Raw genomic sequence first — 15721 nt, forward strand, 5'->3', positions numbered from 1 at the left:
CTTTGACCATGACCGAACCGCTCCGCCTCTCCAAACGAATGTCCGAACTGGGCCTGTGCTCGCGCCGCGAAGCCGATGAATGGATCACGCGCGGCTGGGTGCGGGTGGATGGCCAGGTCGTGTCGGAACTGGGCAGCAAGGTGCTGCCGACGCAGCGCATCACGGTCGAGCGCCAGGCCGCCGCCGAGCAGTCCAAGCGTGTCACGGTGCTGATCCACAAGCCGGTCGGCTACGTCAGCGGCCAGGCCGAGGACGGCTATACGCCGGCCGTGGCGCTGATCCGGCCCGAGAACCGCTGGGCTGAGGATCCATCAACGGAGCAGTTCCACCCGACCCAGCTGCGCAGCCTCGTGCCGTGCGGCCGCCTGGACATCGACTCGGTGGGCCTGCTGGTGCTGTCGCAGGATGGCCGCATCGCCAAGCAGCTGATTGGCGAGACGACCTCAATCGAGAAGGAATACCTGGTGCGCGTGGAGTACACGAAGCCGGGCACGCTGCCGGACAGCGAACTCAAGAAGCTCAAGCACGGCCTGTGGATGGATGGCAAACCGCTGCTGCCGGCCAAGGTGCGCTGGCAGAACGAGGACCAGCTGAGCTTCACGCTGAAGGAAGGCCGCAAACGCCAGATCCGGCGCATGTGCGATATGGTGGGCCTGAAGGTGCTGGGCCTGAAGCGCGTGCGGATCGGGCGCGTCAAGCTGGGTGACCTGCCGGTTGGGCAGTGGCGTTATCTGACGCCGGAAGAAGGGTTTTAAGCCGTTCGGATTCTATCGCGGCTGTTCTACCTGCAACGATCACCGCGTGGGCGGCATAGCCGCCCACCCTACGGCACATTTTCATCAAATGACCTGTTGACGTAGGGTGGACGGCTGCGCCGTCCACGCGTCGGATGTTGGCCGCGGCGATATCGCGCCGGGCATCCCGCAACGGGCACGTTACGGCAATGGCGCTTCCTCTGCCACCAACCCCTCGCTACGCAACGCGTCCCAGAACGCCTTCGGAATCGCCATCTCCATCAACACCGCATTGCGCCGCAGGTGCTCCGGGCTGCTCGCGCCGGGAATGGTCGCGGCGACCACCGGGTGCGCCAGACCAAACTGCAGCGCGGCAGCAGCCAGGTCGACGCCGTGGTCGACTGCTACTTTGCGCAAGCGTTCGCGCTGCGCCAGCTTGTCCGCATCGGCCGGACCGTAATCGTAATTCGGCCCACCGGCCAGGAAGCCCGAGTTGAACGGTCCACCGATGACGACCTTTGCGCCGCGCTCGGCGCACAGCGGGAACAACTCGGCCAGCGGCGTCGTTTCCATCAGCGTGTAGCGCCCGGCCAGCAGGAAGATATCGGGGTCGGCATCGCGCAGCGCGCGCAGGCACGGCTCCACCGTGTTGACGCCCAGGCCCCAGGCCTTGATGACGCCCTCCTCGCGCAGCTTCGTCAAACCCTCGAAGGCGCCGCCCGGACCGGACGCGATCCGGTAGTAGTGGTCGAACTGGTCGCCGAACATGTCGGGCGACAGGTCGTGCACGTAGACGATATCGATGGATGCCAGCGCCATGCGCTGCAGACTGTCTTCCACCGAACGGCGCGCGCCATCTGCCGTGTAGTCGATCACGCGCTTGAATGGCAAGGCGCCGACGAACGGCGCGGCGATCTCGCCCGGGGTGGATGGGGCCAGCAGGCGGCCGACCTTGGTCGAGAGTGTGTAGTCGGCGCGCGGGCGACGGCGCAGTGCGTGCCCGAAGCGGTGTTCGGACAGGCCGGCGCCGTAGTGCGGCGCGGTGTCGAAGTAGCGGATGCCGGCGTCCCATGCAGCGTCGGCGGTCGCCTGGGCTGCTTCGTCGCTGGTGGCGTGGTACATGTCGCCAAAGCCCGTGCCGCCCAGGCCCAGGCGGGTGATCGGTTGATAGCGTTGCGTCATGGTGTGTCCTTTGTGCGTGAATCAGACACAAACTCTGCCTGACGCACGCGGACCCCGTCGCACAGCAGGCTAGCGCCGGCGCCGTTCGATCTGCACCAGCGCCGCACCCAGCACCTCGAGGTCGACCGGTTTGGCGAACAGGTCGTGAAAGCCCGCAGCGCGTGCTTCGGCGCGGTCTTTCTCCTGCGCGTAGCCGGTAACCGCGATCAGGATCGCATGATCGGTCCCGGGCCTGGCGCGCAGTGCCCGGGCCAGCTCGAACCCATTCATCTCGGGCAGGCCAATATCGAGCAGGCACACGTCCGGCTCGAACGCCGGCAGCGCTTCCAGCGCGGCGCGCGCCGAATGGGCTACCGACACCGTGTGGCCCAGCGTCTCGAGCAGCAGCGCCAGCGTCACGGCGGCGTCCTCGTTGTCGTCCACCACGCCGATGCGCAGCGCGGCCGGATTACCCTGCGGTGCATCGGTACCGGCAGCCGGCGCGGCGGCGCCAGCGCGCGACGACAGCGGCAATGTGACCCGGAACGTGCTGCCGCAACCCGGTCCGTCGCTGGCGGCAGTCACTTCGCCGCCATGCAGCTTGAGCAGGCTGCGCACGAGCGCCAGGCCGATGCCCAGGCCACCCTGGCTGCGATCCAGCCCGCGCGTGCCCTGCGAGAAGAGGTCGAACGCGCTGGCGATCAGTTCGGGCGACATGCCGATGCCGTCGTCGCGGATCGTCAGGTCGATCAGCGCGCCGCGCGTGGCCAGGCGCACCTCGATGCGCCCGCCCTCGAGCGTATACTTGGCCGCGTTACTGAGTAAATTGGTCATGACCTGTACCAGGCGCTTGCGGTCGCCAACGACCAGCGCCGGCGCCGGCATCGCCTCCTGCACCAGCCGATGGCCGTGCTTCTCGATCAGCGGCCGTACCTGTTCGACCGCGTCGGCCAGGACATCCTTCAGATCGAGTTCGACGAATTCGAGTTCCACCTTGCCGCGCGTAACGCGCGATACGTCGAGCAGGTCGTCGATCAGGGACGTCATATGGCCGGCCTGACGCGCGATGATGTCGGCAGCGCGCTGCACCATGCTTGGCTGGAGCTCGAAGTTCGACAGCATCGTGGCCGCCGAGACGATCGGTGCCAGCGGGTTGCGCAGCTCGTGCGCCAGCATCGCGAGGAATTCATCCTTGCGCTGGTCGGCGCGGCGCAGCGCCTCGTTCAGCGCTTCCTGCTCGGCCAGCGCCTGGCGCAGCTCGATCTGGCTCATTACCTGGTGCGCCATCGTCGTGAGCATGAACTGCTGCTGCTCGGTCAACCCTTCCGGCCGCGGTTTCTTGTCGAGCACGCACAGGGTGCCGAGCGGTACACCGTCGCGCGTGCGCAGCACGGCGCCGGCGTAGAAGCGCAGGCCGCCTTCGGCCGTGACGAGTGGATTGCAGCTGAAGCGGGGATCATTCTGGGTGTCGGTCACGATCATCTGCTCTTGCTGCAGCAGGGCGTGACGGCAAATCGAGTTATCGAGCGGCATTTCGCGCGTGCCAAGGCCGATCTCCGACTTGAACCACTGGCGTCCGCGCGCGATCAGGTTGACGGCGGCAATCGGCGCATCGAGCAGCTGGCTGACCAGGCGCACCACGTCATCGAACGAGCGCTCGGGCGGCGTATCGAGGATGCCGAAGGAATCGAGGACGGCAAGGCGTGCATCTTCGTCGAAGTTGGCAGAATTGGACGTCATCGCGGGAAAGCTTCAAGTAGCACGGTAAAAGGAAGCCGGCATCGGCATAGTGGAAAAGCATGATCGACAGGCACAGACGTGCCTGCCGGCCAGCCATTATAAATACCAAACCGCTGTCCTGCATGTGCATGGCGTCCACGAAACTGTGCATGCCGGCGTGGCGGGGCGCTAGTTGCGGTTGCGATCGGCGAGAAACTGGATGGCGCGGGGATGCTGCGGGTTGGCGAAGAAGTCGCCGGGCGCGCCCTTCTCCAGGATTTTACCTTCGGCCATGAACCAGATGCGGTCGGCCACGTCGCGCGCAAACCCCATCTCGTGGGTCACGCAGACCATCGTCATGCCTTGTTTTGCCAGCGAGCGCATCACCTGCAGCACCTCGCCCACCATCTCCGGATCGAGCGCGCTGGTCGGCTCGTCGAACAGCATGATCGACGGCCGCATGGCCAGCGCGCGGGCAATCGCCACGCGCTGCTGCTGGCCGCCCGACAGCGCGTCCGGATAGGCATCGGCCTTGTGGGCCAGACCCACCTGGTCGAGCAGCGCCATCGCCTGCTCACTGGCTTCGGCCTTGCTGGCGCGCTTGAGCTGCACCGGCGCCAGCATGCAGTTCTCGAGCGCCGTCAGGTGCGGGAACAGGTTGAATTGTTGGAACACGAAGCCGATGCCAGCACGCAGCGCGTTCACGTCAAAGCCTTTGGCGTGGATGTCACGCCCGTCGATGGCGATGTGGCCGCCGTCGATGTCTTCGAGCCGGTTGAGCGTGCGGATCAGCGTCGACTTGCCCGACCCCGATGGCCCGCACACAACCAAGACTTCGTTTTTTTCCACGCGCTCGGTGATCCCCACCAGCGCGTGGTAGTCACCGTAATACTTGTTGACGTTATCGAGAACGATCATCGTTCGCTTCTTTCAGGAATTCAGTGCGCGCCGACGGGCCGCCGCTGCAGGCGCCGTTCGAGCAGGAAGGCCAGGCGCGACAGGCCAAAGCACAGCAGAAAATAGGTCAGCGCCAGGATCAGGTACACCTCCACCGACCGGGTGAACACGAGCGTATTGATCTGGGTGGCGATGAACGAGACTTCCGACAGGCCGATGATGTAGCCGAGCGAGGTCGCCTTGATCGTCGAGACCAGCTGGTTCACGATCGACGGCAGGCCATGGCGCAAGGTCTGCGGCAGCACGACATGGCGCAGCGCCTGGCCGTAGCCCAGGCCCAGCGAGCGGGCGCTTTCCAGCTGCCCTTTCGGCAGTGCGCGGATGCCCGCCGCCACGATCTCGGCCAGATACACGCTGTCGAACACCACCAGCACGATCAGCATCGTCGCAGCCTGCGAGGTCTTCACGCCGGTCACCGCTGGCAGGAAGAAGTACACCCAGAACAGCACCAGCAGCAGCGGCACGGCGCGCACGAGCTGCACGAACGCGCCCACCGGCAGGCTGATGGCGCGCCGGCGGCTCACGCGCGCAATGCCGAGCATCAGGCCAAGCGGCATGGCCAGCACCAGCGCGGCGCCGGACAGCAGGATGGTCAGCACCAGGCCGCCCAGCGGGCCGTCCGGGTATTGGCCGACCAGGAAATACAGCCAGTAGGTATCGATCAGTTCCAGCATCGGGACGCTTTCATGGTCAGGCCGCCGTGCGCACCGGATAGCGGCGCTGGAACAGGTACGCCGCCGCCGAAATGAGCAGCGAGACGGTCAGGTAGGCCAGCGTGGCAAAGGTGAACGCCTCGAGGCTGCGAAAGCTCGCCGTCTCGACGCGCGCGGCCTGGTACATCATCTCGGCCGCACCGATCACGGTAGCCACGCTGGTGTCCTTCCATAGATTGACCGTCTGCGACAACAGCGGCGGCACGGAAGCGCGCAGCGCCTGCGGCAGCAGCACGAGGCGCACCGCCGCAGCGCGCCCCAGGCCCAGCGAGCGGGCCGCTTCCAGCTGGGTCGCGGGCACCGCGCGGATACCGCTGCGGATATCCTCGGCCATGTGCACGCCGCTGTAGAGCGTGAGCGCGATGACGGCGCACACCACTTCGGGATTGTTCGCATACAGGATCTCGCGCAGGCCCTCGGGCAGCAGCTCGGGGAAGGCAAAATACCAGAACAGCAGGTGCGCCAGCAGCGGCACGTTGCGGATCGATTCGACGAGCGTCGTGCCGACCGCGCGCAGCAGCCTGGACGTCGAGGTGCGCATCACCGCGACCAGCGCGCCGAACGGCAGCGCGAAGGCGAAGCTGATCACGGTCAGCTGGATCGACAGGATGAAGCCCTGCACCAGCCAGTCGTGGTACTCGCCGGATTGCAGGATGGTCGGATCGAACAGCGCCAAGGTCAGATCTTGTCAGTGCTGATCTTGAAGGTCCGCTTGGCGATATTGGCGCGCGTGCCGGGGCCATACCACTTGACGAACAGGTCTTCGGCCGCGCCATTGGCTTCGAGCTCGCGCAGCGCCTGGTCGACGACCGTCTTGAGACCCGCCTCGCCCTTGCGCAGGCCGAGCGCAATCGGCTCGACACCGATCGACTGCGGCAGGATCACGAAGTCTTTCGCGGCCGGGCCCAGTTTGCCGTAGTCGGCCAGCAGCGACGACTCGTCGTTGACGTAGGCCGCGCCCTTGCCCTGGCGCAGTGCCTGGAACGCTTGCTGGGTATTTTCGAAGGTGACGATGCTGGCCGTCGGCACGGCCTTCTTCATATTGGTTTCCTGGGTGCCGCCGCGGACGGTGACGACCTTCTTGCCCGCCAGTTGCGGCAGCGCCGTGATGCCGCTGTTCTTGCGCACCATGACCTTGGAACCGGTGACGAAGTGCGTCAGCGCGAAGTCAACCTGCGCTTCGCGCTCCTTGTTGTGCGTCAGCGTGGCGGCCAGGATGTCGACGTGGCCCTGCTGCAGCTCAGGGATGCGGGCCGACACGGCCAGCTGCTTGAACACCGGCTTGACGCCGATTTTCTTGGCCACGGCGGTGGCGACGTCGATCTCGTAGCCCACCAGCTGGCGGGTTTTCGGATCGATGAAGCTGTTCGGTTCATCGGTGCCGAGCACCCCGAACACGATCTGGCCTTTTTTCTTGATGTCGGCCAGCTGGTCGGCGTGCGCCATACCCATGGAGAGCGAACTACCCAGCGCAACGGCGCACAGGATGAGGGAACGGCGGTTGATCATGCAAAATCTCCAGCAACAATATTCGATGATCGTAGTATAGAACAAACACTTATATGAGAAAACGAACAATTCGCCATAAGATAATACTGTTTTGCGTATATGTACCGACGCGACTCCAATAAGGCGTGCGACTGATTCCACGCAATATTGTCATAATGACCCGTCACGAATGCGGAACACCCCATGCTGCTCGCCACCTACAACGTCAACAGTATCAACAGCAGGCTGGACGCCCTCTTGCACTATCTCGAGGAGCGCCAGCCCGACGTCGTGTGCCTGCAAGAACTCAAGGCGCCGCAGGAGAAATTTCCGATCGCCGCGATCGAAGCGGCCGGCTACCACGCGCTGTGGCAAGGCCAGAAAAGCTGGAATGGCGTCGCGATCGTCACGCGCGAGCCGGCGCAGGAAGTGCAGCGCGGCTTGCCGGGCGACAACGCCGACGAGCAAAGCCGCTACCTCGAGGTGGCCTACCAGGGCATCCTGATCGCCTGCCTGTACCTGCCAAACGGGAACCCGGCGCCCGGCCCCAAATACGACTACAAGCTGGCCTGGATGGAGCGTCTGCGCCTGCGCGGCCTCGAGCTGCTCGCGGCCGGCGTACCGGCCGTGCTGGCAGGTGACTTTAACGTGATCCCGACCGAGCGCGATGTCTACAAGCCCGAACGCTGGGTCGACGACGCACTGTTCCGGGACGAGACCCGCGCTGCCTTTGGGCGTCTGATGGAACAGGGCTGGCTCGATTCGCTGCGCGCGCTGCATCCGGACGAAACGATCTACACGTTCTGGGATTATTTCCGCAACGCGTTCGGGCGCGACGCCGGCCTGCGCATCGACCATTTGCTGCTGAGCCCTGCGCTGGCGCCGGCGCTCAAGGCGGCCGGCGTGGACAAATTCATGCGCGGGCGCGAGAAACCCAGCGACCACACGCCGACCTGGATTGAGCTCAATCTTGGAAAAATACCGAGCAAAAAATCGGGCAAGCCCGCCTGACCCAATTCACGACGGCGCACACACAGATGCGCCGCGACCACCACCATAAGGAATCCTCATGAAAAAACTTCTCGTTCTCGCCGCCGCCCTCGCCCTGCCGATCGGCGCGCAAGCTGTCTCGATGCCAGGCTTTTGCGCCAAGGGCATCGGCTCGGCCGAAGCCAAGGTCTGCGGCCATCCTGGCTCCGCTGAATCGGAAGGCCTGATCTACGCAATGTACCGCGCAGCGCTGGAAAAAATCGATGCCGGCGCCGGCAAGACGCTGCAGGAACAGCACACCAAGTGGTGGGACGGCGTCAAGCAATGCGCCGACGCCAAGGACATGACCACCTGCATCAACAATGCCTACGGCACCCGCGCCATGCAGCTGCAGACGGCCTACAAGGTCACCAAGGCCAAGGGCCCGGTGAAGTACACCTGCAGCGACAAGAGCAAGATCACCGCCTTCTTCCTCGAAACCACGCCAGCGTCGATGGTCGCAGCGCGCAACAAGGAACACGTGCTGCTGCGCGGCGAGCCAAGCGACAACGGCGTCGCCTACGGCAACCGCGGCGAACAGTTCAAGGAACAGAATGGCAAGGTCACCATCAAGTGGGGCGAGAACGCCAAGGAACTGAGCTGCAAGAAGGCGTGATGACCGCTTGACCCCGCACTGCGGGATGCTTGACGAAGGGCGAACATGCGCTATGCTGTTCGCCCTTTCTTCATCTCGCCGCCACCATGCTTTCGCCCGAACAGCTCTTCGGCTTTCTTGCCGCCGCTATCCTGATCACGCTCTCCCCCGGCCCCGACAATCTGATGGTGCTCAGCACCGGCATCGCCAAGGGGCGCCTGCGCGGCGTGGCCTTCGGGCTTGGCTGCGCCTTCGGCTGCCTGAGTCACACGCTGCTGGCCGTCATCGGGGTGAGTGCGCTGATCGCGGCGTCGCCGACGGCGTTCACGGCGCTCAAGGTCGCCGGTGGCCTGTACCTGATCTGGATGGGCTGGGGCGCGATTCGCAGCCGTGGCGGTGCGCGCGTCTCTGGTGAGGGATTGTCGAACGAACCGGCGCGGCGCCTGTTCGCCAAAGGCCTGGTGGCCGCGGCGATCAATCCGAAAGTGGTGCTGTTCTTCCTGTCGTTCCTGCCGCAATTCGTCGTCGCGGCGCGTGGCGACGCCAATCTGCAGATTGGCGTGCTGGGGATTGTCTTCACGCTGCAGGCGGCCGTGATCTTCGGCCTGCTGGGCTACTTTTCGGGGACGATCGGCGGTTGGCTTAATCGCACCCCCACGGCCGGCATGTGGCTCGACCGGATCGCGGGGGCGGTGTTCATCGGACTGGGGCTGCGCTTGATCGTGGCCCGGTAGTCGTCCTTATTTTGCGATTATGCCGACGGCTCGTGAATCGGGCAGCGGTTGAACTCCGAGCGGAATTCGCGCGACGTGGCCATCACCTGGCGCCGCGCGCGGTTGACCGACCCGAGCGGGCGGTGCTCGACGAGGCAGTTCCACTGGTCGTAGGCGATTTCGTCTTCCAGCTTTTCCAGCGACGCGTCCCAGCTCGTTTGCGGTTCGAGGCGCACGCGCGCCACGGCGATGAACGGGCTCAGGTCCTGTGGCCACTCGACCGAGGCATCCTCGATCGGCATCTTCTCGACATCGACGTTCAGCTGCACGCGCAGTTCCCACTCGCCGCCTTGCGATGCGAAGTGCGAGCCGATTGCGTGACGCTGCGCGTCGTCCTCGGTCTTGATCGATGCGCCATCGAGCGCCAGCAGTTCAGGCGCCACGGGCGCCAGCGACAGCTTGGCCATGTACTGGCCGTACAGGTACGGCGTCTGGCTGAAGTAGGTTTCGCCCAGCGGATGGTGCTGCGGCTCGCCGCCGAGCGCCTTGAGCATGCCGCTCTCGCCGCCGACCGCTTCCAGTGCATTTTCGGCGGTGCGCAGCACGGCCGAGATGATCTTCTTGCCGGTTTCCGATGCGTTGGTGGTCGCTGCCAGCATCTTGACGCTCTTGAGGAACCCCTGCGGATCGGGCGCCGAGAACACCGGACCGTTCACCATCAGGAAGTCCTGCGAGTTGCCGCTCTTGGCCGTGTCGAAGCGCTCGCCCGGCACGTTCAGCACTTTCATCGCCACGGCGCGGTGGGTCGAGACGCCATCCGGCAGCTGCTCGGCCGGTGGCGACGACCATCGCAGCAGCACGTCATAGGTGCCGGCTTTGCCGAACAGGCCCTGGGCCAGTTGCGGCGGCAGGTTGTCCAGCACGGTCAGCTTGCCGCGCACGAGGGCGTGGCCCTTGGCGTGCACGGCGCGGCTGGCGTGGCCTTCGGCGTCTGCCACCTTCTTGGCCATATTGGCAAATACGGTCTGCAACGCGTGGATGGTCTCGGATTCGTCGAGGCCGACGTGTTCGAACTCGCTGCGAAATACGAGGGGATTGGCTGGTGCGGTGGTCGTCATTGGTAGCTCCTGAAATGAAGCCTCCAATGTAGCGAACTTCGCCCATGCGCGATGTTCGCCAGAGCACCGTCCCGACCACGCGCCGTTACAGCGTGACGACTACCTGCGCCGCCTGACCAGCCTTTGCCGCAACCGGCACTTCCAGCAGGTGCTGCTGGGCGTTAAACACGAAGCGCACGGCGCGCCCGTCGACGGTCACGGCCCGCGGTTTGGCGGCCACGTTGTGCACCTTCAGCGAAAAGCCCCGTGGGACGGCGGTCATCGCCTTGCCGGTTTCGGTGGCAAAGCCGATCTCGAGGCGCGCTTTGCCGTCTGCCTCGCCAAGGCGGCTGGCAAAGCGCACGATCTCGTACTTGCCCGCTGCGAAAGCGCCGGCCGTCTCGCCATCGTCGTCATACAGCTTGCCGCTGGAGGTCTTGACCGAGGCGTCATGGTAGTAGTGCAGGTCGATCTGACGGCCCGTGTAATCGCGCGTGGTCTGCACCACCTTCGCCATCGGCACGAACGCGCCCGCGCGCACGTAGACGGGGATGTTGGCATCGACCGGGCGCACGGTTTCGAGAATGCCGCCCTTGTGCGCCTGGCCCGTATGGAAGTCGAACCACACGCTGCCCGTGGTCGGGAAGTACACTTCGGCGCGCGTGGCGCCCGGTTTGACGATCGGCGTGACGAGGAAATCCGGGCCCCACAGATAGGTCGACGAGCGTTCGATCGGCTGAGCCGGATCGGTTTCGACGAACATCAGGGGGCGCATCAACGGCATGCCTGTCTGCTGGTTGTCGAAGGCGATCGTGTAGTTATACGGCAGCATCGCGTAGCGCAGCCACACCGCTTCGCGCGCCAGCACCTTGGTGCGTTCCGAGCGCAGCACCGGTTCGGACGCCACTGCCTCTTGCGCATGCGGACGGAAGATCGGCTGGAACACGCCGTACTGCAGCCAGCGCACGTACAGTTCGTCGTCGAGCACCGCACCGGCAAAGCCGCCCAGGTCCGAGTGCATGTAGGCCAGGCCCTGCATGCCCATCTGCAGCGAGATTTCCATCTGGGACTGTAGACCGCCCCAGCTGCGGCTGACGTCACCCGACCACGGAATCATGCCGAAGCGCTGCGACCCGGAGTAACCGGCGCGCATCAGGATGAACGGGCGCTCGGCCGGGAATTCACGCTGATATCCTTCGGCGATCAGGCGCGCCCAGTCGTGACCATAGACGTTGTGGACCTGGTCGGCCGTGCCGGTGCCGTGCACCAGGTTCGACGGATGCAGTTCCGGCTCGCCCAGGTCGCCCCACCAGCCCGTGACGCCGCCCTTTTTCAGGTCGCGGTAGATATTCCACCACCAGTCGCGCCCTTCCTTTTTGTACAGGTCGATCAGGCCCGTGTTACCGAAGTAGAAGTCATACGTGGCAGGCTTGCCCGCGCGGTCCAGCGCCAGCACGTTCTTGTCCACCGCTTCCTGCCAGCGCTTGGACGTGGTCAGGACGAAAGGCTCGGTGATGACGACCGTCTTGACGCCCTTGGCCTTGAAGTCGGCCATCATTTTTTCGGCGTGCGGGAACGTGTCGCGGTCCCAGTCCATATTGCCCATCGTGCCCTGCACCGTCTTGCCGAACCAGTACAGGTCGAGCACGACCGCGTCGAGCGGAATCTTCTCTTGCGCGAACTTGTCGACGATGGCGCGTGTCTCGGCCTCGGTCTTGTAGCCGAAGCGGCTGGCGAAGTTGCCGAAGGCCCAGCGCGGTGGCAGCGGCTGGCGGCCCGTCAGGTCGGTGTAGCCAGTCATGACGGCGTCCCAAGTGTCGCCTGCGACGACCTGGTACGTCTTGCGCCCGCCGATGACTTCATAGCGCAGCGTGCCGTCCTTGCGGCTGTCGAAATCGAGCCAGCCGACCTGCGGATTATCGAAGTGGATCGCGTATTTTTTCGACGACAGCGCCACCGGAATCGTGAAATTCAGCAGCTCGGAACGTTCGGCGTAGCCGTAGTCGGCCTTGTTGTACAGGCGCAGGCGGTTGCCGCGCCGGTTCATGCCGAGCGCACGCGCCCCGCCGCCGTACAGCGCCTCACCGTCGTCAAGACCGAATTCGATGGTGTCCATGCCGTCGACGCGGCCAAAGCCGCGCTTTTCGGCCACCAGGGGCTTGCCCTTGTAAGAGTACCCGATGCGAAACGGCTTGCGGTCGACCGTGACCGCGATGCCGTCAGTGGCGTACGTGATGCGCGCGCCGTCGTCCTTGAAGGTCGCCGGCGCCTGGACCGGCGCCAGGATCACCGCATGCGAGGCCGGGTCCAGCTGTTCGCCGTTCGGGATGAAGGTGGTCTCGACGATCGCGCTCGAATACGGCTTGATCAGGTAGCGCCCGTCGGCCGTCGCGATCTCGAGCGTGTTGCCGTTCTGCGTGACGCTCTTGAACTGGCGCTCGGCGTTCTGCGCGAACGCGAACGTGCTGGTGGCCAGTGGGAGTGCGGTGATGCATAGGGCAAGGCGGGCGATCGTGGCTGTAGTCATGGCGTGGTTGTCGTTATGTCAGGTTGTGCGGCTGCAGCCGAAGCATGACAGATTTCGACCGCGCCCAACAGCCTCGCCCTACATGAAACCTGAAGACCGGTCGCTGCCTGGCTGGTCCCTCGTGCCGGCCACGTGGCAGCAGCGCGCATGCCACCCGATCTGCAAGCTTCATCCAGATGGCATAGAATCCTCGGATTTTGCGCGCCGGCCTGGCCGGGGTGCAGTCGCAGAGGACTTGTATGGACACGACACTCGGGCGCCCGGTCAGCCAGACCCGCTCATTCGCCACGATCGCGCTGATCGAGTTGTGGGAGCGCTTCGGCTACTACGGCATGCAGGCGCTGATCGTCTACTTCATGGTGCAGCGCCTGGGGTTCGACGACACCCGCGCCACGCTCGTATGGGGCGCAGCCGCGGCCCTGATCTACGTCGCGCCGGCAATCGGCGGCTGGATCGGCGACAAGGTGCTCGGCACGCGCCGCTCGATGGTGATTGGCGCCATCATCCTGTCGCTCGGCTACGCGCTGATGGGCATCCCGACGACCAATACCTGGCTGACCTTTTCGGCGCTGGGCGTGATCGTCGTCGGCAATGGCCTGTTCAAGCCCAATACCGCCAACCTGGTGCGCAAGATCTACGAAGGCAACGACTCGAAGATCGACAGCGCCTTCACCATCTACTACATGGCCGTCAACGTCGGCTCCACGGTCTCGATGCTGGCCACGCCGGCCATCAAGGACCACGTCAACGCCAACTACGCCGGGGAACTGGGCTGGCACGTGGCGTTCGCATTCTGCAGCGTCGGCCTGTGGGTGGGCCTTATCACGGTGGGCCTGTTGCGCCGCACGATCGGGCATATCGGTTCACCGCCGGACAACTTGCCGCTCAACTGGGGCAAGCTCGCGCTGGTGCTGGGCGGTGGCGTGCTGGCCGTGATCGCATCGGCCTTCATCCTCGAATACGGCTGGCTCGCGCGCCTGTTCGTGTACCTGGCGGGGCTGGTCGTGCTGGGCATCTTCATCCACCTGATCCGCACCAGCCAGGCCAGCGAACGCTCTGGCCTCGTCGCCGCGCTCGTGCTGACGCTGCAGACGGTGTTCTTCTTCATCTTCTACCAGCAGATGTCGACGTCGCTGTCGCTGTTCGCGCTACGTAACGTCGACCTGGATTTCAGCCTGTTCGGCAGCCACCTGTTCACCTGGTCGCCGGCGCAGTTCCAGGCGCTCAACGCGATCTGGATCATGCTGCTCAGCCCTGTGCTGGCCTGGGTCTACACGCGCGCCAGCAACGCCGGGCGTGATTTGTCGATCGCCGCCAAGTTCGCGCTGGGCTTTGCCGTCGTCGCCGCGGGCTTCTTCACGTACGGCTTCGCCGGCGCCTTTGCGGTCAATGGCCTGACCTCGTCGTGGATCATGATCGCGGGTTACGGCCTGTATTCGCTGGGCGAACTCTTGGTGAGCGGCCTGGGACTGGCCATGATCGCGCGCTATGTGCCGGCGCGGATGGGCGGCTTCATGATGGGCGCCTACTTCGTGGCAGTCGGCATTTCGCAATACCTGGGTGGCCTGGTGGCCACGATGGCCAGCGTGCCGCAAGGGATGACCGACCCGCTGCAAACGCTGCCGATCTATACCAGCCTGTTCAACAAGCTGGGGCTGGCCGCCATCGCCTGCACGCTGATCGCGCTGGCCGCACTGCCGCTGATGCGCCGCCTGACGGCCGAGCACCACACTCACCGCTAGGGTTCTTGTAAGATGGCCGGATTGTTCTTTTCCGATCCGGCCATCATGTCTTCCAATTCCCTCGATACCAATCTGCAGGTCGCACAGCGCGTGCACGCCATCGAACCGTTTCGCGTCATGGAAATGGTCAAGGCCGCCGCGCTGCTGCGGCGCGCGGGCCGCGACATCATCAGCATGAGCGTCGGCGAGCCCGATTTCACGGCGCCCGACATCGTCGCCGACGCGGCCGTCGCCGCAATCCGCGGCGGCGTCACCCAATACACCGAGTCGCTCGGCCTGCCCGAGCTGCGCGCCGCGATCTCGGGCCACTACGCCGCGACGCAGGGCCTTGACATCGATCCGCGCCGTATCGTCATCACCGCCGGCGCCTCGGCTGGCCTGCTGCTGGCCTGCGCCGCGCTGGTCGGCCAGGGCGACGAGGTCCTGATGCCCGACCCGTCGTACCCGTGCAACCGCCATTTCGTGACCAGCTTCGGCGGCACGCCGATCCTGGTGCCGGCCTCGTTCGAGGACCGTTACCAGCTCGGCGCGCACCATGTGCACGAGCGCTGGACGGCGCGCACGCGCGGCGTGCTGGTGGCCTCGCCCTCCAACCCCACGGGCACGTCGATGACCCCGGCGCAGCTGCGCGACATGCTGGCCGCAGTCCGTGCACGCGGCGGCTTTGCCATCGTCGACGAGATCTACCAGGGCCTGACGTACGACCACGTGCCGGTCAGCGCGCTGGCGCTCGACCCGGATGTGATCACCGTGAACAGCTTCTCGAAATACTTCAACATGACCGGCTGGCGCCTGGGCTGGCTCGTGGTGCCCGACAGCCTGGTGCCCGTGTTCGAGAAGCTCGCCCAGAACCTGTTCATCTGCGCGCCGACGATCGCCCAGCATGCGGCGCTGGCGTGCTTCCAGCCCGAAGCGCTGACGATTTTCGAAGCGCGCCGCCAGGAATTCCAGCGCCGCCGCGACTATCTGGTGCCCGCCTTGCGCGAGCTCGGGTTCGGGGTGCCGGTGATGCCCGACGGCGCGTTCTACGTGTACGCCGACGTCACCGCGCTCGATCATCCGCTGCGCGGCGACAGCGCGGCGCTGAGCATGGCGCTGCTCAATGACGCGCATGTGGCGATCGTGCCGGGGGATGACTTCGGCGTGGCCGCACCTGCGCAGCATGTGCGGTTTTCGTATGCGACGAAGTATGAGCGGATCGAGGAAGCGGTAGCGCGGCTGGCGCGTCAGCTGGGGCGCTGAAGGC

At 65.2% G+C, this 15721-nt stretch carries 14 protein-coding genes; 6 read left to right on the top strand and 8 right to left on the bottom strand.

All coding sequences use genetic code 11. The features are described 5' to 3' along the window. The first annotated feature begins 8 nt into the window (after nucleotides 1-8). Entirely contained in the window at nucleotides 9-755 is a 747-nt protein-coding gene (locus tag HD842_RS08155) for a pseudouridine synthase (protein WP_183552986.1), read from the top strand. A gap of 180 nt (nucleotides 756-935) precedes the next feature. On the opposite strand, the gene HD842_RS08160 is transcribed toward HD842_RS08155, so the two are convergent. From HD842_RS08160 to HD842_RS08185, 6 genes are all read right to left on the bottom strand, one after another. Next, nucleotides 936-1916: an aldo/keto reductase gene (locus tag HD842_RS08160; RefSeq protein ID WP_183552988.1), complete on the bottom strand. Its 981-nt coding sequence runs from the start codon at nucleotides 1914-1916 to the stop codon at nucleotides 936-938. Between the two features lie 69 nt (nucleotides 1917-1985). Beyond that, nucleotides 1986-3635 carry a hybrid sensor histidine kinase/response regulator gene (locus HD842_RS08165; RefSeq protein ID WP_183552990.1) on the bottom strand — a complete coding sequence of 550 codons (1650 nt, stop codon included), beginning with the start codon at nucleotides 3633-3635 and terminating at the stop codon, nucleotides 1986-1988. 168 nt (nucleotides 3636-3803) lie between these two features. Next, nucleotides 3804-4532 (bottom strand): amino acid ABC transporter ATP-binding protein, encoded by a 729-nt coding sequence (locus tag HD842_RS08170; RefSeq protein WP_183552992.1) that lies wholly within the window; start codon nucleotides 4530-4532, stop codon nucleotides 3804-3806. A gap of 20 nt (nucleotides 4533-4552) precedes the next feature. After that, a complete protein-coding gene (locus tag HD842_RS08175; protein ID WP_183552994.1) occupies nucleotides 4553-5245 on the bottom strand; it encodes an amino acid ABC transporter permease in 693 nt (230 codons plus the stop codon). 16 nt (nucleotides 5246-5261) lie between these two features. Continuing rightward, complete coding sequence (locus HD842_RS08180) at nucleotides 5262-5960, bottom strand: amino acid ABC transporter permease (RefSeq protein WP_183552996.1); 699 nt, start codon at nucleotides 5958-5960, stop codon at nucleotides 5262-5264. A 2-nt stretch (nucleotides 5961-5962) separates the two neighbouring features. Further along, nucleotides 5963-6793, bottom strand: a complete 831-nt coding sequence (locus HD842_RS08185; protein ID WP_183552998.1) for a transporter substrate-binding domain-containing protein — start codon at nucleotides 6791-6793, stop codon at nucleotides 5963-5965. A 183-nt stretch (nucleotides 6794-6976) separates the two neighbouring features. Here HD842_RS08185 and xth point away from each other — a divergent pair, with 183 nt between their 5' ends. The 3 genes from xth to HD842_RS08200 all read left to right on the top strand — a co-directional run bounded on the left by xth (nucleotide 6977) and on the right by HD842_RS08200 (nucleotide 9130). Then, nucleotides 6977-7783 carry an exodeoxyribonuclease III gene (gene xth, locus HD842_RS08190; RefSeq protein ID WP_183553000.1) on the top strand — a complete coding sequence of 269 codons (807 nt, stop codon included), beginning with the start codon at nucleotides 6977-6979 and terminating at the stop codon, nucleotides 7781-7783. Between the two features lie 58 nt (nucleotides 7784-7841). Continuing rightward, nucleotides 7842-8417 carry an MliC family protein gene (locus tag HD842_RS08195; protein WP_183553002.1) on the top strand — a complete coding sequence of 192 codons (576 nt, stop codon included), beginning with the start codon at nucleotides 7842-7844 and terminating at the stop codon, nucleotides 8415-8417. A gap of 86 nt (nucleotides 8418-8503) precedes the next feature. Then, on the top strand, nucleotides 8504-9130 hold the full coding sequence (locus tag HD842_RS08200; protein WP_183553004.1) for a LysE family translocator: 627 nt from the start codon (nucleotides 8504-8506) through the stop codon (nucleotides 9128-9130). A gap of 17 nt (nucleotides 9131-9147) precedes the next feature. Here the strand turns inward: HD842_RS08200 and HD842_RS08205 are convergent, their stop codons facing one another. Both HD842_RS08205 and HD842_RS08210 read right to left on the bottom strand, forming a co-directional pair. After that, nucleotides 9148-10227 carry a catalase family protein gene (locus HD842_RS08205; RefSeq protein WP_183553006.1) on the bottom strand — a complete coding sequence of 360 codons (1080 nt, stop codon included), beginning with the start codon at nucleotides 10225-10227 and terminating at the stop codon, nucleotides 9148-9150. A gap of 85 nt (nucleotides 10228-10312) precedes the next feature. Next, the gene (locus tag HD842_RS08210; RefSeq protein WP_183553008.1) at nucleotides 10313-12733 is read right to left on the bottom strand and encodes a glycoside hydrolase family 31 protein; all 2421 of its coding nucleotides are present in this window, start codon (nucleotides 12731-12733) and stop codon (nucleotides 10313-10315) included. A gap of 239 nt (nucleotides 12734-12972) precedes the next feature. Here HD842_RS08210 and HD842_RS08215 point away from each other — a divergent pair, with 239 nt between their 5' ends. Further along, nucleotides 12973-14475 carry a peptide MFS transporter gene (locus HD842_RS08215; RefSeq protein ID WP_183553009.1) on the top strand — a complete coding sequence of 501 codons (1503 nt, stop codon included), beginning with the start codon at nucleotides 12973-12975 and terminating at the stop codon, nucleotides 14473-14475. 45 nt (nucleotides 14476-14520) lie between these two features. Further along, nucleotides 14521-15717 carry a pyridoxal phosphate-dependent aminotransferase gene (locus HD842_RS08220; protein WP_183553010.1) on the top strand — a complete coding sequence of 399 codons (1197 nt, stop codon included), beginning with the start codon at nucleotides 14521-14523 and terminating at the stop codon, nucleotides 15715-15717. Nucleotides 15718-15721: the final 4 nt, after the last annotated feature.

Source organism: Massilia aurea (assembly GCF_014200505.1).
GTDB classification, from domain to species: domain Bacteria; phylum Pseudomonadota; class Gammaproteobacteria; order Burkholderiales; family Burkholderiaceae_D; genus Telluria; species Telluria aurea_B.